This is a genomic window from Janthinobacterium sp. ROICE36 (assembly GCF_002869965.1).
Lineage (GTDB): Bacteria > Pseudomonadota > Gammaproteobacteria > Burkholderiales > Burkholderiaceae_D > Janthinobacterium.
Genome location: NZ_PEBS01000006.1, coordinates 1 through 18,502, shown reverse-complemented (window position 1 = coordinate 18,502; position 18,502 = coordinate 1). Strand labels below are relative to the sequence as shown.

The following is an 18,502-nucleotide window of genomic DNA, read 5'->3' as shown; positions in this document are numbered from 1 at the left end:
ATGCGTGAACTGCTCTTCCTCGCCCACCGCCTGCCGTATCCGCCCAACAAAGGCGACAAGATACGCTCGTGGCACATGCTGCAGTACCTGAGCCGGCATTTCCGCGTGCACCTCGCTTGCTTCATCGACGATGACGACGACTGGCAACATGCGAAAACCGTGGCCGCCCTGTGCGCCAGCACGCGCTTCATCGACTTGCGGCGCGGCCCGGCCCGCTGGCGCGCCATGCAGGCGCTGCTGTCGCGGCAAGCCATGAGCGTGCATTACTACCGCGATGCGCGCCTGCTGCAATGGGTCGAAGGCCTGCTATCGGGCGGCAAGGTGCGCCACGCGCTGGCCTTTTCCGGGCCCATGGCGCAATACATCGATGGCAGCGCGGGCCGTGCCCTGCACCGCGTGATCGATTTCGTCGATGTCGATTCCGACAAATGGCGCCAGTACGGCGAAAGCAAGCCCTGGCCCATGTCGCTGCTGTACCGGCGCGAAGCGCAGCTGCTGCTGCAGTACGAGCGCCATATCGCCCAGCAGTTCACAGCCGCCAGCTTCGTCTCGCCGGCCGAAGCGGCCCTGTTCCGCCAGTGCGCGCCGATGGCGCGGCGCAAGACGGGCCATGTCAACAATGGCGTCGACACGGCGTATTTCACGCCCATGCCGGCCCGGTCGGGCGTGTATCCACCGGGCGCGCAGACGCTGGTGTTTACGGGCGCCATGGATTACTGGCCGAACATCGACGCCGTGCAATGGTTCGTGCGCCACGTCTGGCCCGCGCTGCGGCGCCAGTTTCCCCAGTTGCAGTTCTATATCGTCGGCAGCGCGCCCGTGCCCGCCGTGACGGCGCTGGCAAGAGTGGCCGGCGTGGTGGTGACGGGCAAGGTGGCCGACATCCGGCCCTACCTGGCCGGCGCGGCGCTGGCCGTGGCGCCCCTGCGCATCGCCCGCGGCGTGCAAAACAAGGTGCTTGAAGCGATGGCGATGGGCAAGATCGTGCTGGCCACGCCGCAGGCGCTGGAAGGCATCGCCGCCCAGCCGGGCCTGGAACTGCTGCTGGCGCGCGACGACGCCGAATTCATCCACCATGCCGCGCGCGTGCTGCGCAACGCGCAGGGCGGCGCAGCCATCGGCGCGGCGGCGCGCCAGCTGGTCTTGCAGGATTACGACTGGGAACGCAATCTGCGCAGCCTGGGAACCATGCTGGGCTTGCCTGCCGAGGCGGAAGCGGCCGGCAGCGGCGTCGCCGCGCCGACACAGCCCGTGGGGGAGATATCCACATGAGCCGCTTGCTCGACCAGGCGATACGCTTGCCGGACGTGGCCGTCCTGCCGCATGGCGAGCACCGGCGCCAGGTCGCCCTGGCGGCCCTGCTGCTGGCCCTGGCGGCCATCGTGCTGCTGTATCACGCCACTTTCTGGTCGATGGTGCAATTGTGGGCCCGCTCGCAGACATTCGCGCACGGTTTCCTGATCGTTCCCATCAGTTGCTGGCTGGCCTGGCGCCAGCGCGCCCGCCTGGCCACGCTGGCGCCCCAGCCGTCGCGGCCAGGCTTGCTGCTGCTGGGCGCGCTGGGCCTGGCCTGGCTGCTGGCCGACGCCGCCAACGTGCCCGTGGTGGCGCAATATGCCGCCACCGCCATGCTACCGGCCTGCGTGCTGGCCATCCTCGGCTGGCCGGCCGTGCGCCTGCTGGCCTTTCCGCTGGCGTACCTGTTTCTCGCCGTGCCGTTTGGGGAAGTCTTCCTGGAACCCCTGATCGACTTCACGGCTGCTTTCACGGTGACCGCGCTGCAATGGGCGGGCGTGCCCGTGTTTCGCGATGGCAGCAATTTTTCTCTGCCTACCGGTAACTGGTCGGTGGTGGAAGCGTGCAGCGGCTTGCGCTATCTGATTGCCGCGCTGGCCCTGGGCGCCCTGTACGCCCATGTGCACTTCCACAGCATGGGGCGGCGCCTGGCCGTCATGCTCGCTGCCCTGCTGGTACCCATCCTGGCCAATGGCGTGCGCGCTTACCTGATCGTGATGCTGGGTCACCTGAGCGATATGCGCCTGGCCGCGGGCGTCGACCACCTGATCTATGGCTGGCTGTTCTTTGGCGTGGTGGTGCTGCTGCTGTTCTGGCTGGCCGCGCGCTGGCGCGAATTGCCGCCCCCACGCGTCGTGCCGTCCGTGTGCCCTGGCGCTGGCATGGCCGGCATGCGCGCTGCCATCCGCGCCAGCGTGGCCTGCCTGCTGCTGGCGTCGCTGTGGCCGGCTTTGGCGCTGGCCAGCCACCGCCACGACGGCGCCGCGATGCCAGCGAGCGTACTGGCCTTGTCCGATCCGCCCGCCTGGCAGCGCCTGCACGATGCCGCGGCAGCCTGGCAAGCGCCATATGCGGGCGCGCCCGCGCGGTTTGCCGCCACGTATGCGCGCCAGAATGGCGACGGCGCGCCGGTGGGCTTGCAGCTGCACTGGTATGCGCGCCAGGCGCGCGATGCCGAACTGCTGACGCACCAAGCCATGCCGTATGGCGCGCGCTGGATGCCGTTGGCGCAGCGCGTGCAGCATGTCAGCCTGGCAGGCGGCACCCTGGACGTGCGCGAAAGCGTGCTGGGGCACGGCGGCGAACGCCTGCTGGTGTGGCGCGTCTACCGCCAGGGCGGCATCCTCACGGCCCGGCCCGTGCTGGTGAAACTGCTGCTGGCGCAAGCCAAGCTGCTGGGCAGGCGCCAGGATGGCGTCGACATCCTCGTCTTTGCCGCCTACGACGAGCTGGCGCCGCCACCGCGCGCGCGCCTGCAAGCCTTCCTGCAGGCAGCGATGCCCGTCATCGAACGACGCTTGCAGGAGTTGCCGCATGGCCCTTGACACCGATGCCGGCAGCACGCCGGGGATCAGCAGCGCCCCCCTGATCGTGCACGTGATCCACCAGCTCGACGTGGGCGGGCTGGAAAACGGCCTGGTGAACCTGATCAACCATTTGCCGCCCGAGCGCTACCGTCACGCCATCGTCTGCCTGAAGAACGCCACCGCGTTTCGCCAGCGCCTGACCACGCCGGGTGTCGATGTCATCAGCCTGGACAAGCGCGAAGGCAAGGACTGGCGCCACTATCTGCGCCTGTACCGCGTGTTGAAACAGCTGCGCCCGGCACTCGTGCACACGCGCAACCTGGGTTGCCTCGAAGCGCAACTGCTGGCCTGCCTGGCCGGCGTGCGCCTGCGCGTGCATGGCGAACACGGGCGCGACATGAGCGACTTGCACGGTACCCGCCGCAAATACCGGCTACTGCGCAAATGCATGCTGCCGCTGATACAGCACTTCATCGCCGTCAGCGCCGACCTGGGCCACTGGCTGGTGGACAGCATCGGCGCGGCACCCGCGCAAGTATCGCACATCGGCAATGGCGTCGACAGCGTGCAATTCCATCCGCGCCTGGGGCCGCCGGCCGCCGTGGGGCCGCCCGGCTTCCTGTGCAACGGCAGCTTCGTCATCGGCAGCGTGGGCCGCATGGCCGCCGTCAAGGACCATGCCTCGCTGGTGCAGGCGTTCTTGCTGTTGCTGGCGCAGCCGGGCGCCCGCGCGCGCTTGCGCCTGCTCATCGTCGGCGACGGGCCGTGCCGCCAAACCTGCCTGGAACTGCTGCAGCAGGCCGGCGTGGCCCATCTGGCCTGGCTGCCCGGCGCGCGCGACGACGTGGCGCAGCTGCTGCGCGCCATGGACCTGTTCGTGCTGCCCTCGCTGGCCGAAGGCAGCTCGAACACCATCCTCGAAGCGATGGCGACGGGGCTGCCCATCGTTGCCACCCAAGTGGGCGGCAACGCGGAACTGGTGCAGTCGGGCTGGAGCGGCACCCTGGTGCCGTCCGGTTCGCCCGAGATGCTGGCCGACGCCATGCTCGATTACTACAGCATGCCCGAGCTGGGCCCGCGCCACGGCGCGCGTGGGCGGCGCCAGGTGCTGGCCGAGCACAGCCTGCCCGCCATGGCCGGCGCCTACCTGGCCGTATACGACCGCCTGACGGGTGCGCGCCAGCCCTCTCCCCTGTCCACTTATCCCTGAAAGGCCTCCCATGTGCGGCATCAGCGGCATCTTTGATTTGCAGGGCCAGCGCGACATCGACGTGCTGCTGCTGGCGCGCATGAACCACAGCCTGCGCCACCGGGGGCCGGACGAAGGGGGGCTGCACCGCGAACCGGGGCTGGGGCTGGCGCACCGGCGCTTGTCCGTGATCGACCTGGCCAGCGGCCAGCAGCCGCTGTTCAACGCCGACCGCAGCATCGCCATCGTCTTCAATGGCGAAATCTACAATTACCGCAGCCTGATGGCCGACCTGCGCCAGTTCGGCCATCAGTTCCGCACCGGCAGCGACACGGAAGTCATCGTCCACGCCTGGGAACAATGGGGAGAACGCTGCGTGCGGCACCTGCGCGGCATGTTCGCCTTCGCCCTCTGGGACCGGCGCCGCCATCTGCTATTCCTGGCGCGCGACCGCCTGGGCGTGAAACCCCTGTATTACGGCGAGGCGCAGGATGGCACCCTGCTGTTCGGCTCCGAACTGAAAGCCCTGCTCACACATCCGGCCATGCCGCGCGTGCTCGACCCGCTGGCCGTGGAAGAGTATTTCGCCTACGGCTACGTGCCCGAGCCGCGCAGCATCTTCCAGCACGCGCGCAAGCTGCCGCCCGGGCATACCCTGTCGATTCGCGCCGGCCAGCCGCTGCCCGCGCCGCAAGCGTACTGGGACATCCCCTTCACGCCGAATCCGCCCGCCAGCGAGGCGCAGGCGGCCGACGAACTGCTGGCGCGCCTGCGCGAAGCGGTGCGTATCCGCATGGTGGCCGAAGTGCCGCTGGGGGCTTTCTTATCGGGCGGCGTCGATTCCAGCGCCGTCGTGGCGCTGATGGCCGGCGCCAGTGCCACGCCCGTCAACACCTGCTCCATTTCGTTCGGCGACCCGGCGTACAACGAGGCGCGCTATGCCAACCTGGTGGCGCGCCGCTACGCCACGGCGCACCATGCGCGCCAGGTGGAGCAGGACGACTTCGAGCTGATCGACCTGCTGGCGAACCTGTACGACGAACCGTTCGCCGACAGTTCCGCCATGCCCACTTACCGCGTCTGCCAGCTGGCGCGCCAGAGGGTCACGGTGGCCCTGTCGGGCGACGGCGGCGATGAAAGCCTGGCCGGCTACCGGCGTTACCGCCTGCACGCGCGCGAGGAGAGAGTTCGCGGCTTGCTGCCGGCCGGCCTGCGCCAGTCGCTGTTCAGCACCCTGGGGCGGCTGTACCCGAAGGCCGACTGGGCGCCCCGTTTCCTGCGCGCCAAGACCACCTGCGAGGGCCTGGCGCGCGACACGACGGATGCGTATTTTCACGGCGTCAGCCTGCTGGGCGACGCCATGCGCGCGCGTTTGTTCAGCCCAGAATTGCGGCGCAGCCTGCACGGCTACCGCGCCGTGGAAGTGCTGCGTCGGCACGCGCTGGCCAGCCCCGCGCAAGACCCGCTGTCGCAACTGCAGTATCTCGACTTGAAAACCTACCTGCCCGGCGACATCCTGACCAAGGTGGACCGGGCCAGCATGGCGCATGCGCTGGAAGTGCGTTCGCCCCTGCTCGACCATGAACTGGTGGCGTGGATGTCCGGCCTGCCGCCGCAATTCAAGCTACGCCGCGGTGTCGGCAAGTACCTGCTGAAAAAAGCCCTGCGCCCGCTACTGCCGGACACCCTGCTGTACCGCCAGAAGATGGGCTTTTCGGTCCCGCTGGCCGACTGGCTGCGCGGCCCGCTGCGCCAGCGCCTGCAACAGCGCCTGCTGGGTCCCACCCTGGCGCAGTGCGGCCTGTTCGACATGGACTACGTGCGCCTGCTGCTCGAGCAACATGCGAGCGGACGGCGCGACTACAGCGCGCCCCTGTGGTCGCTGCTGATGTTCGAGGCCTTCCTGCGCCAGGTGCTGCCCGTTGATGGCCGCCCGGCGCCGGTGCCCGCGCCGGCCATGGCGCTGGAGTGACGCCATGCGCATCCTGCACATCCTCGACCATTCGCTGCCCCTGCACAGCGGCTACACCTTTCGCACCCTGGCCATCCTGCGCCAGCAGCGCGCGCTGGGCTGGCACACCATGCAGCTCACCAGTGCCAAGCAGGGGCCGTCCGACAGCGCGCAGCAGCTGGTCGACGGCTGGCATTTCTACCGCACGGCGCCGAATGCACGCTGGTGGGCGCGCCTGCCCGTGCTGCGCCAGGTGGCCGTCATCATCGGCCTGGCCGTGCGCCTGCGCCAACTGGCGCAGCGGCTCCAGCCAGACATCCTGCATGCGCATTCACCCGCCCTGAACGCCATCGCCGCCCTCAACGCGGGCCGTGCGCTGGGCATTCCCGTCGTGTATGAAGTGCGCGCCTTCTGGGAAGACGCGGCCGCCGACCATGGCAGCAGCCGGCCCGGCGGCTTGCGCTACCGGCTCACGCGCGCGCTGGAAAGCCATGCGCTGCGCCGCGCCGATGCCGTCACCACCATCTGCGACGGCTTGCGGCGCGAGCTGTGCGCGCGCGGCGTGCCCGCGCATAAAATCACCGTGATCCCGAACGCCGTCGACGCCAGAGCCTTCGATGCCGTGCCCGATCCCGCGCTGGCGCACAGCCTGGGCCTGGATGGCTGTCCTGTCATCGGCTTTATCGGCTCCTTCTATGCCTACGAAGGACTGGCCCTGCTGCTGCGCGCCCTGCCGCGCCTGCTGGCGGCGCAGCCGGCGCTGCGCCTGCTGCTGGCCGGCGGCGGCCCGCAGGAAACGGCGCTGCGCGCGCTGGCGGCGCAATTGGGTGTCCAAAGCGCCGTGGTCTTCGCGGGACGCGTGCCGCACGCGCAGGTGGCCGCGTATTATCAGTTGCTCGACATCTGCGTGTATCCGCGCCTGTCGATGCGATTGACGGAACTGGTGACGCCCTTGAAACCGCTCGAAGCGATGGCCGAGGGCCGTCTGGTGGTGGCGTCCGACGTGGGCGGCCATCGCGAACTGGTCGAACATGGCAAGACGGGCATGCTGTTTCGCGCCGGCGACGCCGAGGCGCTGGCGCAAACGATACTCGCCCTGCTGCTGGCGCCCGCCAGCTGGCCGGCGCTGCGGCGCCAGGCGCGCGCGTTTGTCGAGACGGAGCGCAGCTGGAGCGCCAGCGTGGGCCGCTACGCGCCCGTGTATGCGCGCGTGGCTGCGGCACGCAGGGCGGCGGGAGCGGCGCCATGATCTTCACGGGCCTGCGCATCGCGCTGGTCGGCCCGCTGCCGCCGCCGGCCGGCGGCATGGCCAATCAAACGCAGCAACTGGCGCGCAAGCTGCGCGACGATGGCGCGCAAGTGCAGCTGCTGGCCGTCAACGGCCCCGTGGCGCCACCCTGGCTGGCGCGCATCCGCTACCTGCGCGCGGCGCTGCGCCTGCCCGTGTACCTGTGGCGTTTGTGGCGCACGGCCAACACGGTCGACCTGTTCCACATCATGGCCAATTCCGGCTGGTCCTGGCATCTGCACGCGGCACCGGCATTGTGGATCGCCAGCCTGAAAGGCAAGCCGGCCCTGCTCAATTACCGGGGCGGCGAAGCGGCCGCCTTTTTGGCGCGTTCGCCGCGCCTGGTGGCATTCAGCCTGCGCCGCGCCAGCGCCATCGTCGTGCCTTCGGCCTACCTGGCCGGCATCTTCGAGCAGCATGGCCATACGGCCCACATCGTGCCCAACGTGGTGGACTTGCAGCGCTTTGCGCCGGCGCCATCGCGTGCGCCCGCCGATGGGCCGTCCATCCTGGTGGCGCGCCACCTGGAACACCTGTACGACAACGCCAGCGCCGTGCGCGCCTTTGCCCTCGTGCGACTAAGCTATCCCACGGCGCGCCTGGTGCTGGCAGGCGGCGGGCCGCAGCGCGCCGCGCTGGCGCGCCTGGCCAGGTCGCTCGGCGTGGACGGTGCCGTGCGCTTCGCCGGCCCTGTCGACAACGCCGCCATGCCCGCCCTGTACCAGGCCAGCGACATCGTCCTCAATCCCAGCCTGGCCGACAACATGCCCATTTCCGTGCTCGAAGCGCTGGCCTGCGGCGTGCCTGTCGTCAGCACCAACGTGGGCGGCATCCCCGCCCTGCTGCAGGACGGCGTGACGGCCCTGCTGGTGCCGCCCGGCGAGCCGGCCGCCATGGCGCAGGCCATCCTGGCGCTGCTGCGCGACCCGCCGCGCGCGCAGGCGATGGCAGATGCGGGCCTGGCGCACGCCGCCACTTTCGGCTGGCCCGGCATCGCGCCCGGCCTGGCCGCGCATTACCGCCGCATCCGCGCCGCGCCGCGCCCCGGCGCCTACACGCGCTGCGTGGCCCGCTGGCTGTTTCCCCTGCACGAATGGTTCAAGGGCCACCACAGCGCGCGCCTGCTGCGCCGGCTGGAACGCTCGCAGTGGTGGAGCGCGCAGCAGCTGCAGCAGTGGCAGCTGGCGCGCCTGCGTGCGCTGCTGCGCCACGCGGGCGAGCACGTGCCGCATTACCGCGCGCTGTTCGCCCGCAGCGGCTTCGACCCTGAGCAGGTGCGGCAACTGGCCGACTTGGCCCGTCTGCCGCTGCTGCGCAAGCGCGATATTGCCGGTGCGCGCGACAGTTTCAAATCCGCCGGCGCGGTGGGCTTGCGCCCGTTCTCCACGGGCGGCTCCAGCGGCGAGCCGCTGCAGTTTTTCCTCGGACGGCGCAGGATCAGCCACGACATCGCCGCCAAGTGGCGCGCCACGCGCTGGTGGGGCGTCGACATCGGCGACCGCGAAGCCGTGCTATGGGGCTCGCCCATCGAGCTGCAGGCGCAAGACCGGCTGCGCCGCCTGCGCGATGCGCTGCTGCGCAGCACCCTGCTGCCCGCCTTTGCCATGTCGCCCGCGCGCCTCGATGGCTATGTCCGGCAGTTGCGCCGCTGGCGTCCGCGCATGCTGTTTGGCTACCCGTCAGCCCTGTGCCGCATCGCCAGCCATGCCAGCGCGCGCGACCTGCCGCTCGGTGGCCTGGGCGTGAAAGTGGCGTTCGTCACGGCCGAACGCCTGTACGACGAGCAGCGCGCGCAGATCGCCGCCGCCTTCGGCTGCCCCGTGGCCAATGGCTACGGCGGGCGCGATGCGGGCTTCATCGCCCACGAATGCCCGGAAGGCGGCATGCACATCACGGCCGAAGACGTCATCGTGGAAATCGTCGATGGCCAGGGCCAGCCACTGCCCTTTGGTGCCACGGGAGAGATCGTCGTCACCCATTTGGCCACGCGCGATTATCCGTTCATCCGCTACGCCACGGGCGACGTGGGCGCGCTGGGCACGCAAGCGTGCACCTGCGGACGCGGTTTGCCCCTGCTGCAAAAGATCGAAGGACGCAGCACGGATTTCCTCACGGCGCTCGATGGCACCGTCATGCACGGCCTGGCCTTCGTCTACATCGTGCGCGAACTGCCGCAGGTGCGCAGCTTCAAGATCATCCAGGAAAGCCTGCTGCGCACGCGCGTGGTGCTGGTTTGCCTGCCGCGCCTGGACGACGCCACCCGCAGCGTCATCGTGACGGGCTTTCAAGCCAGGCTGGGTGCGCAGGTCGACATCGCCATCGAGGAAGTCGACGAGATCGCGGCGGAGGCGTCGGGCAAGTACCGCTATGTGGTGAGTGCAGTGGCGTAGGCGGGCAGCCTGTAGTTCGATGCAATAGCTTTGTCCATACTCATCCATGTATCTTGCCGCATCACTTGCAATGGGCTGGCCGTCGACAAGCGCGATCTCGCCTGCCAAGCAATATCCGAATGCATACACGCTACGGATCGGGATATCAACGCCGGTCTGGCTGGCGAATTTCGCACGCAAGTCGCTGCTCTTGAAGTTTTAGGCGCCGTGCGCTCACACATTGATGTAGATCAATCAATTTTCGAATCGCATGCAGCAGAATATGATCATTCGCAAGGGTCTGTTGACCAGCCCATGGCAGGGCGCGTGATTGACGCCACACCAACTTCCTAAGGAATAATATGATCCCCACTACCATGCAAGCCGCCGTCGTCGAACAACTGGGGCAGCCCCTGGTGTTGCGCGAGGTTCCCGTGCCGGTTCCCGGTCCTGGCCAGATCCTGGTCAAGACGGAGGCTTGCGGCGTGTGTCACACTGACTTGCATGCGGCGCGCGGTGACTGGCCCGTCAAGCCGACGCCGCCGTTCATTCCCGGCCACGAGGGCATCGGGCTGGTGGTGGCCATGGGCACGGGCGTGACCGAGGTGCAACTGGGCGACCGGGTCGGCGTGCCCTGGCTCTACTCGGCTTGCGGCCATTGCGAACATTGCCTGGCAGCCTGGGAAACCGTGTGCGCCGAGGCGCAGTTCGGCGGATATACCAAGAATGGCGGCTTCGCCGAATACATCCTGGCCGACCCGCGCTACGTCGCGCATATTCCAGCCGGGCTGTCCGCCGTGCAGGCGGCGCCCATCATTTGCGCCGGTGTGACCAGTTACAAGGGCATCAAGGAAACGGGGGCGCGGCCGGGCCAGTGGCTGGCCGTATCCGGCATCGGCGGACTGGGCCACCTGGCCGTCGACTATGCGCTGGCCATGGGCTTGCGCGTGGCGGCCGTCGACATCGATGAAGGCAAGCTGGAGCACGCACGCGCCCTGGGCGCCGAAGTGATCATCAATGCCCGCCAGGGCGATCCCGTCGCGGCACTGCGTGTGGCGACCGGTGGCGGTGCGCACGGCGTGCTGATCACGGCGCCATCGCTCGACGCCTTCCAGCAAGGCGTGGCGATGACGCGCAAGCGCGGCACCTGCGTGCTGGTGGGCTTGCCGCCGGGCGATTTCCCGACGCCGCTGTTCGACGTGGTCGCCAATTGCGTGACCATACGCGGCTCCTTCGTCGGCACCCGCCAGGACATGGCCGAGGCGCTTGCCTTTGCCGCCAATGGCAAGGTCAAGGCCGGCATCGAATTGCAGCCGCTGTCGGCCATCAACGAGATCTTCAGCCGCCTGGAGCAAGGCAAGGTTGCCTCGCGCGTCGTGCTCGATTTCAGCGCTAATTGAGTTACGGCTGAGCAGAGCGCCAACTGCGCCGGTGTGTCGTGCGACGGCAAATGAATTTTTGTTGCCATAATTGCATATTGCAAAGGACACATCGATGAAACTTTCTCTTTCTTGCCTGCTGGCCTGCGCCGCCCTGGCCTGGCCGCTTGCTGCCAGCACGGCCGACCAGTCCGCGCCCTCCCTGCCCGGACACTATTATTTGCAAGGCGTCATGGAAACGGGCTCCGAACTGCTGCTAAAAAAGGACGGCACCTTCGAGTGGATGCTGAGTTACGGCAATACCGACCAGCAAGCCAGCGGCGCATGGCGTGTTGCCGGGGACACGCTGACCCTGGTGACGGGTAACGGCGGCAAGGAGCCGCAATTTCGCGTGTTCGAGGCAGCGGAAATGCGCCTCCAGAAAGCTGCCGAAGCGGGCCTGTGGGTAGCCATCGTCGGCTTTCCCCGGCTGGGACCGATGGCTGGCGTGGAAGTGAGGTTCGAGGCGCAGAGCGGCAAGACGGCCACGGCCGTCAGCACGGCGAACGGCGATGCCATCGTCCACATGCCGGCGTCGGAACGCTGGGTACGCGCCGGCTTGCGCCGCGAAGGCGCGCAGGCCGACTATCAATGGCTGGCCGTGCCGCCCGCGCGCGCGCAGGAACGCATCGCCGCGTTCGCCGTCACCGACAGCCAGTGGCTGCGGGCTCAGGCGTTCCAGAAGCTGGCCTTGCGCGTCGTCAAGGGTGGCCTGCAAGTGGACGATGCAGACAGCAGCCTGGCCCGAGGCCTGTACGCGAAACCGGCAGCGAAGTAATAAGCTCCCTCCCCCTCGTTCCATTTCCCAGCCACGCTGCCCCGGTCAAGAATATTAACCCGGGGGTGTCCAGGCGCACCCGTGCGCCGTTGACACCCTGCACCGTCTGTCCTATAGTCGCCGGGTTAACAAGAAATGAGAATGAGAATCATGTTCATTAAAATGAAAAAATGGCTCGTATGCTATCCGTTCGTCGCTGCCAGCCTCAGCCTGTTACTGGCCGGCGGCGCGCAGGCGCAAGTGGCCGATGCCGGCGCCGGCGCCAAGCAGTTGTGGCAATTGATTGACTACGTTGCCGTCGATTACAGCGGCGCGGTCGAGCATGGCAAGGTGGTCAGCGAGGCCGAATACGCTGAAATGCTCGATTTTACCGACAACGCAACGACGCAGATCGGCGCCCTGCCCGCCCACGCGTCGCAGGCTGCCATCGCCGCCGCCATCGCCGAGCTGCGCGCGGCCGTCGTCGCCAAGGCGGATGGCGCGGAAGTCAAGCGCCTGGCGCACCATGCGAATGGCTTACTGATTGCCGCATATCCGATTCCCGTGGCGCCGAAAGTGTTGCCCAAGCTGGCGCGCGGCGCGGCCCTTTACGCGGCCCAGTGCGCTTCTTGCCACGGCGTGGCCGGTGGCGGCGACGGTCCGCTGGCGGCCAGCCTGGAACCGAAACCGATCGCCTTCACGGATGGCGAACGGGCACAGTCGCGCAGCGTGATGGCGCTGTACCAGGTCATTTCGCAAGGCGTGGCCGGCACTTCGATGGCCAGTTTTGGCCAGCTATCCGACAACGAGCGCTGGGACCTGGCCTTTTTTGTGGGCGGCATGTCGCACGACGCGGCGGCGCGCGCACACGGTGAAAAGCTGTGGCAAGACGATGCACGGGCCAAAAAGCTGTACGCGGACCTGGCTGCCGTGACGACCGTGACACAGGAAGTGGCGGCCGCCAAGCTGGGCGCGGCTGAGGCACAAGCCTTGACGGCGTACCTGCGCAGCCATCCCGACAAGGCCGAAGCGCACAAGCCGGCCGGCCTGGCCCTGTCGCGCTTGCGCCTGGCGGAAAGCCTGGCCGCCGTGCACGCGGGTGACCGCGCGGCCGCCACGCGCCTGGGCCTGTCGGCCTACCTGGACGGTTTCGAGCCGATCGAACCGATGGTCGGTGCGCGCAACAAGTCCTTGCTGCTGGCCGTGGAAAACGCCATGCTGGCCTACCGTTCCGCCGTTGCGAAGGGCACGGTAGCGGACGCCGAGGCGGCGGGCGAAAAGCTGCAACAACTGTTCAGCCATGTGGAAGCGGAGCTGGGCGACGCCAAGGCCGAGCCGATGACGACCTTTATCGGCGCCCTGACGATCTTGCTGCGCGAAGGCGTGGAAGCGTTGCTGATCGTGATCGGCATCATCGCCTTCCTGCGCAAGGCCAAGCGCAACGATGTGCTGCCCTACGTGCATGCGGGCTGGGCCAGCGCGCTGGTGGCAGGCGGCCTGACGTGGGTGGCAGCAACTTACCTGGTCACCATCAGCGGCGCCAGCCGGGAAGTGAGCGAAGGGCTCGGTTCCGTGTTTGCGGCCCTGGTCCTGCTCAGCGTGGGCTTGTGGATGCACCAGAAGAGCAGCGCCGGACGCTGGCAGCAATACCTGCACGAGAAACTCACGGCAGCGATGTCACGCCGCTCCGCCTGGGGCCTGTTCGCCCTGGCCTTCATCGCCGTCTACCGCGAAGTCTTTGAAACCGTGCTGTTTTATTCCGCCCTGGCGGCGGACGGCAATGGCGGCGCCTTGCTGGGCGGCTTCCTGGTGGCCATCGTGCTGCTGGTCGTGATCGCCTGGGCCTTGCTGCGCACCAGCGCCCGCATGCCAATCGGCAAGTTCTTCTCGTGGACGTCCGCCTTCGTGGCCGTGCTGGCCGTGATACTGATGGGTAAAGGCGTGGCCGCGCTGCAAGAAGCGGGCTGGATTGGTGTGACTCCCGTCGATTTCATGCGTATCGACCTGCTGGGTATCCTGCCCACGGCGGAAACCCTGCTGGCGCAAGCGGCCATCCTGGCCATCATCGTCGCCGGCTATGGCTGGAACCGTTATTCGGCAGGCAAGCACAAGCCGGCCTGAGCTTGAAACTCGCCCCTTGAAACCCGCCGGCAAGGGCGTGACCGCCAGCCCCCAATCGCTGCAGTATTGAAATAGGCAAGGTGGCTGGAAGAGTTCATCAGCAGGATGGGCACCGTGCTGCTCAGCGGGTCCAGTTGGCTGCCGTTCAGGTCGACATCGCGCGGCTGCTGCTGTTGCATGGCCTGGCGCATATCTTGCTGCGTGCCGGTGGCAATGATGATGCCGCCGGCCATGCCCAGTGCCGCCACTTGCTCGCTGCCATCGGCAGCCATCCATTTACGTTAACAGGCCGCTTGTCAGCGTAGGCAGGTTGCAGCAGGCGCAAGCGCGGTGGTCATGGCTCATGCACATTCTTATCAGAAGTTAAAGATTGACGATGAATAACTGCTACATAGCATAACGAATTGCCAATCAAAAAAACCTCGTAACATTGTCACGTTAATGCGCTTGACTATGCGACTGCTCTGCGCGCCCAGCCTTGCATTTATTTCCCGCAGCATGACACCATCCATCTGTTCGCCATTGTCTCCGCATCCCTCCTATTTCTCTGAAGAAGACATAAAACTATTGTCGGCAGGTGACAATTGGATAGTTACATTTCCAAAATTTTAACTATATTCAGTATTGCAGAGATTGCACCGGTCGACCGAACACCGGCCGTATCCCGTATCAAAAGAAGCCTATCCGTTAAACGCACCACCAACGAAAGCTGATCGATGAAAGTTCAACACGCAACAATATGGTCGCTGGGTCTTGTTATGGCAGGCGCCCTGTTATCTTCCCATGCCTATGCGGCGAAGATCCCTGACTGCGGCAAAAGGGAACCGAGCAAAACCCTGCCTACCCCGCAAAATAGCGAATATGACGCCTACCGCAACGCCAAGACGAGCGCGGTGGCGGGTGGGCCGGGCAATACCGTATTCAATAATAATGAAAAGCGCCTCCCCGCCGCCGGCAAGGACGAGGTTTATTATGAATACTATTTGGGTATCGGCGGCGACGGCGGGGCAGGTTCGCATCGTGCGGTACTGCTGGTGCAGACTCCGGCGGGCAAACGCAAGTTGGTGGAACGCTACTATACGCAGGACCACTATACTTCCTTCTGCAGCCTGAAAAACTAGCCGTTCTTTTTCCAATTCAAGCGACGCCGGAACCAGCGGTCACGGCGTCGCATCGCGCGCATCTACGTACGCCCAGGCCTGCATGCCTGACGCCAGGGTGACGCGCTCGCACCGGTAGGCGGCCACCTCGTATTGGTCCGCCTGCCGCAATTCATCCGCCGAGATGGCCAGCAGCGCCAGGCGGTAGCCGGGCAATTGGTCGGGCCGGCTGTCCAGCAGGCGCCCGAAGGTGGCCAGCTGCACATCGGCCTGCTGTAAGGTGCCGTAGGAAAACAGCTGTTCTGGCGTTTCCGCTGTAAAAGATGTCATTGCCGCTCCTTTGTCGTTCCTTATTCCAGCTAACCCAGCCAGTCATGAAACCAGTCCATGGGTAGCGCGATGGTGCTGAAATCGGGCCATTACATTATTCACCTGCACCGTGGGGCAGGTCAATCGTGTGGCGGCGCACAGCGTGCACGATGCTGAAAATTGCTATATGATGACCGTCATGCAGAAATCATCTAACAACTCAGCTGCCAAACCCGCGGCGCAAAGCCGCAAGGAAGCCACCCATGAACGCATCGTCGAGGTGGCCACGCGCGCCATCCGCCGCAGCGGTTATGCGGGCACGAGCGTGGCCGACATCATGAAGGAAGCGGGCCTGACGCACGGCGGCTTTTATGCGCACTTCGCTTCGCGCGACGCCCTGCTGGCCGAAGCGGGCGACCGCGCGGGCGCCGAAGCGGTGGCGCTGGCGGCCAGGGTAGCGGCCGCCGCCCCGCCCGGCCAGGCGCTGCAAGCCATGCTGGCTGCGTATCTGTCGCCCGAACACATCGCCGCCATCGAACTGGGCTGCCCCGTGTCGGCGCTGGGCTCGGAAATGCCGCGCCAGGCGCCCGAAGTGCGGCGCGCCGCCACCATCCACATCAAGGAAATGATTGACCTGTTCGCACGCCAGTTGCCGAACTGGGGCCAGCCTGAAGCGCACGCACAAGCCATGGCCATGGTCTGCGCCATGATCGGCACCACCATCCTGGCGCGCGCCGTCGACGAACCCGCTCTGTCGGACGCGCTGTGCGCGGCCACCTTGGCGCAGTTTCCAGCCGCAACAAGCTAGCCGTGCTGCCCGTGGCGCTGGTCCGCTCCGGGCTTTTTTCAACAATAATATGATGATGGTCATATTCCATTTCTCAAGCTGTCAATCACTGAAGGAACTGCCATGAAAAACCACAAGATTGCCCTGGTCACCGGCGCCTCGTCCGGCATCGGCGCCGCCACGGCCCGGCACCTGGCGCAAGCCGGCTATATGGTCTACGGCACCAGTCGCCGCGGCGACCAGGCGGCCGGGCTTGGCTACACGATGCTGGCACTCGACGTCACCAGCGATGCCTCGGTGACGGCGGCCGTCGCTGCCGTCATGCAGGCGGAAGGCCGCATCGACCTGCTGGTGAATAACGCCGGTTTCGGTGTGGCCCCGGCGGGCGCCGAGGAAAGCAGCATTACCCAGGCGCAAGCCATCTTCGACACGAATTTCTTCGGCGTCGTGCGCATGACCTTGGCCGTGCTGCCGCACATGCGGGCTCAGGGCGGCGGGCGCATCCTCAACATCGGTTCCGTCGTGGGCTTTTTGCCCATGCCCTACGGCGCACTGTATTCCGCCACCAAGCACGCCATCGAAGGTTATACGGAATCGCTAGACCATGAAGTGCGCGGCTGGGGCATCCGCGCCAGCGTCATCGAACCGGCCTACACAAACACCACGTTCGAAGCCAATCTGCTGGCGCCCGACATGCCGCTCGCCGCCTACCGGCAGGTGCGCACGGCTGTCATGCGCCGGCTGCAGGAACTGATGGCCGGCGCCGATGACCCCGGCGCGGTGGCCGAAACCGTCCTGGCGGCGGCGCAGGCACGCCAGCCGAAGTCGCGCTACACGGCTGGTCCTCTGGCAGGGCGTTTGCGCCTGATGCGCCGTTTCATGCCCGCCGCGCTGATGGACGCCGGCTTGCGCAAGGACCTGCGCCTGGCCTGAACGCCTCTCCGCCCTTTTCCATCCTTCAGCGAGAACATCATGCAAGCATTGCAACTCAAACAATACGGTGGCCTCGATCATGTTGCGTTTGGCGAACTGCCCCGTCCCGCGCCCGGCCCCGGCGAATTGCTGGTGCAGGTGCACGCCGTGGGACTGAACCCCATCGATTATCTGATCCCCAAGGGTGACTTCAAGCCGATATTAAAACTGCGCTTGCCGGCCACCCTGGGCAGCGACCTGGCCGGCGCCGTCGTCGCCGTGGGCAGCGCCGTCACGCGCTTCCGGGTGGGCGACGCCGTGTATGCGAGCATCTTCGACACGCCCTATGGCAGCCTGGCAGAATTTGCCGTCGTGCTCGAGCCTGCGGCCGCCCTCAAGCCAGCCAACCTCGATTTCGTGCAAGCGGCGTCGATTCCCATGGTGGGCTTGACGGCGTGGCAAGCCATGCATGAGCGCATGCAGTTGCAGGCTGGCCAGGCACCTGGGCGCCCGCGTGGGCAGCACCACCAGCACGGCCAACGTCGAACTGGTGCGCGGCCTGGGCGCCGATGAAGTGGTCGACTACAAGACACAGGCCTTCGAAGAGGTGCTGCGCGATTACGACGCCGTGCTGGGCACGGTGCGCGGCGACGGGCTGGAAAAGGCCTTGCGCATCGTCAAGCCCGGCAGCCATGTCGTCTCGCTGATCGGCCCGCCAGACGTGGCTTTTGCCCGCGCGCGCGGCATGAACGTGGTGCTGAAACTGGTGTTTGGTTTACTCAGCCGCAAGATCATCGGCCTGGCAAAGCGGCGCGGCGCCGAGTATGCCTTCCACTTCGTGCGCCCCGACGGCAGCCAGCTGGCGCAGATCGCCGGCCTGCTGGAAACGGGAAGCATCCGCCCTGTGATCGACCGGGTATTTCCTTTTCTTGAGGCAAAACAGGCTCTTGCTTACCTGGCACAGGGGCGCGCGCGCGGCAAGGTGGTGCTGCAGTTGCCCATCAATGCAATCACATCTTCCGGAAATGGTACAGACAGCTGCGGCTGACGGGCAAAGTTGCGCTGCTGCCCCGCAGCTACAACTGTGCCGTGTCATTCACGCCACGCGTAAGGGCACGCGCACCGGCGCTGGGCGCTGCGGCTATTCCTGGCGGTCAGCGGCGTGTGGTTCTTCCGTGTCGGCCTGATGTTCTGGCTGGCCGTCAACAGCGGTCCGGCCGGTTTCGACCCAGCTAGTGTAGTGCTTCGTTATTCTTTGAACTAAGCCTCCGATTGGCACGGATCACTTTTTGCAGGATGTCGTTAGCCTTGGCGGTCCATACAAACGGCTTCGGATTCTGATTATGGGCCGCAATATATTCATGGATTGCGACGGTCAGTTCATGGACGCTACGAAAGACTCCGCGCTGGAGTCGATCCGTTGTCAAACTGCGGAAGAAGCGCTCGACCATGTTGAGCCAGGAGGCGGACGTCGGCGTG

15 protein-coding genes and 2 pseudogenes are annotated in these 18,502 nt (G+C 66.5%); 14 read left to right on the top strand and 3 right to left on the bottom strand.

Annotated elements, in window-relative coordinates; genetic code table 11:
* The 10 genes from CSZ94_RS03985 to CSZ94_RS03945 all read left to right on the top strand — a co-directional run bounded on the left by CSZ94_RS03985 (nt 1) and on the right by CSZ94_RS03945 (nt 13,915).
* Complete coding sequence (locus tag CSZ94_RS03985) at nt 1-1,272, top strand: TIGR03087 family PEP-CTERM/XrtA system glycosyltransferase (RefSeq protein ID WP_102120326.1); 1,272 nt, start codon at nt 1-3, stop codon at nt 1,270-1,272.
* Nucleotides 1,269-2,840 (top strand): exosortase A, encoded by a 1,572-nt coding sequence (xrtA, locus tag CSZ94_RS03980; protein WP_102120325.1) that lies wholly within the window; start codon nt 1,269-1,271, stop codon nt 2,838-2,840. Before CSZ94_RS03985 ends, xrtA begins: the two co-directional genes overlap by 4 nt.
* On the top strand, nt 2,830-4,032 hold the full coding sequence (locus tag CSZ94_RS03975) for a TIGR03088 family PEP-CTERM/XrtA system glycosyltransferase (RefSeq protein WP_102120324.1): 1,203 nt from the start codon (nt 2,830-2,832) through the stop codon (nt 4,030-4,032). Before xrtA ends, CSZ94_RS03975 begins: the two co-directional genes overlap by 11 nt.
* A gap of 10 nt (nt 4,033-4,042) precedes the next feature.
* Nucleotides 4,043-5,983, top strand: a complete 1,941-nt coding sequence (locus CSZ94_RS03970; RefSeq protein ID WP_102120323.1) for an XrtA/PEP-CTERM system amidotransferase — start codon at nt 4,043-4,045, stop codon at nt 5,981-5,983.
* Nucleotides 5,984-5,987: 4 nt separating this feature from the next.
* Entirely contained in the window at nt 5,988-7,211 is a 1,224-nt protein-coding gene (locus tag CSZ94_RS03965) for a TIGR04063 family PEP-CTERM/XrtA system glycosyltransferase (protein WP_102120322.1), read from the top strand.
* On the top strand, nt 7,208-9,640 hold the full coding sequence (locus CSZ94_RS03960) for a glycosyltransferase (RefSeq protein ID WP_102120321.1): 2,433 nt from the start codon (nt 7,208-7,210) through the stop codon (nt 9,638-9,640). Before CSZ94_RS03965 ends, CSZ94_RS03960 begins: the two co-directional genes overlap by 4 nt.
* 30 nt (nt 9,641-9,670) lie before the next feature.
* The gene (locus CSZ94_RS27515) at nt 9,671-9,973 is read left to right on the top strand and encodes a hypothetical protein (protein WP_146009731.1); all 303 of its coding nucleotides are present in this window, start codon (nt 9,671-9,673) and stop codon (nt 9,971-9,973) included.
* 11 nt (nt 9,974-9,984) lie between these two features.
* Nucleotides 9,985-11,019 carry a zinc-dependent alcohol dehydrogenase gene (locus CSZ94_RS03955; protein WP_219725964.1) on the top strand — a complete coding sequence of 345 codons (1,035 nt, stop codon included), beginning with the start codon at nt 9,985-9,987 and terminating at the stop codon, nt 11,017-11,019.
* A gap of 94 nt (nt 11,020-11,113) precedes the next feature.
* Nucleotides 11,114-11,815, top strand: coding sequence for a hypothetical protein (locus CSZ94_RS03950; protein ID WP_102120319.1), 702 nt, complete (start codon nt 11,114-11,116; stop codon nt 11,813-11,815).
* 150 nt (nt 11,816-11,965) lie between these two features.
* The gene (locus CSZ94_RS03945; RefSeq protein ID WP_102120318.1) at nt 11,966-13,915 is read left to right on the top strand and encodes a cytochrome c/FTR1 family iron permease; all 1,950 of its coding nucleotides are present in this window, start codon (nt 11,966-11,968) and stop codon (nt 13,913-13,915) included.
* Here CSZ94_RS03945 and CSZ94_RS03940 read toward each other — a convergent pair.
* Entirely contained in the window at nt 13,885-14,148 is a 264-nt protein-coding gene (locus CSZ94_RS03940; RefSeq protein ID WP_146009730.1) for a hypothetical protein, read from the bottom strand. The two genes, CSZ94_RS03945 and CSZ94_RS03940, sit on opposite strands and share 31 nt — an antisense overlap.
* A gap of 483 nt (nt 14,149-14,631) precedes the next feature.
* Here CSZ94_RS03940 and CSZ94_RS03935 point away from each other — a divergent pair, with 483 nt between their 5' ends.
* Nucleotides 14,632-15,036, top strand: coding sequence for a ribonuclease domain-containing protein (locus CSZ94_RS03935; protein WP_102120316.1), 405 nt, complete (start codon nt 14,632-14,634; stop codon nt 15,034-15,036).
* Nucleotides 15,037-15,075: 39 nt separating this feature from the next.
* On the opposite strand, the gene CSZ94_RS03930 is transcribed toward CSZ94_RS03935, so the two are convergent.
* Nucleotides 15,076-15,345 carry a gamma-glutamylcyclotransferase family protein gene (locus tag CSZ94_RS03930; protein ID WP_102120315.1) on the bottom strand — a complete coding sequence of 90 codons (270 nt, stop codon included), beginning with the start codon at nt 15,343-15,345 and terminating at the stop codon, nt 15,076-15,078.
* Between the two features lie 166 nt (nt 15,346-15,511).
* Between CSZ94_RS03930 and CSZ94_RS03925 the strand changes: the two genes are divergently transcribed.
* The 3 genes and pseudogenes from CSZ94_RS03925 (at nt 15,512) to CSZ94_RS03915 (ending at nt 18,071) form a co-directional block, all read left to right on the top strand.
* Complete coding sequence (locus tag CSZ94_RS03925) at nt 15,512-16,132, top strand: TetR/AcrR family transcriptional regulator (protein ID WP_102120409.1); 621 nt, start codon at nt 15,512-15,514, stop codon at nt 16,130-16,132.
* Nucleotides 16,133-16,234: 102 nt separating this feature from the next.
* Nucleotides 16,235-17,044 (top strand): oxidoreductase, encoded by an 810-nt coding sequence (locus CSZ94_RS03920; RefSeq protein WP_102120314.1) that lies wholly within the window; start codon nt 16,235-16,237, stop codon nt 17,042-17,044.
* A 39-nt stretch (nt 17,045-17,083) separates the two neighbouring features.
* A pseudogene (locus CSZ94_RS03915) lies at nt 17,084-18,071 on the top strand (NADP-dependent oxidoreductase).
* Nucleotides 18,072-18,255: 184 nt separating this feature from the next.
* On the opposite strand, the pseudogene CSZ94_RS03910 reads toward CSZ94_RS03915, so the two are convergent.
* A pseudogene (locus tag CSZ94_RS03910) lies at nt 18,256-18,502 on the bottom strand (IS630 family transposase); the annotation flags it as partial.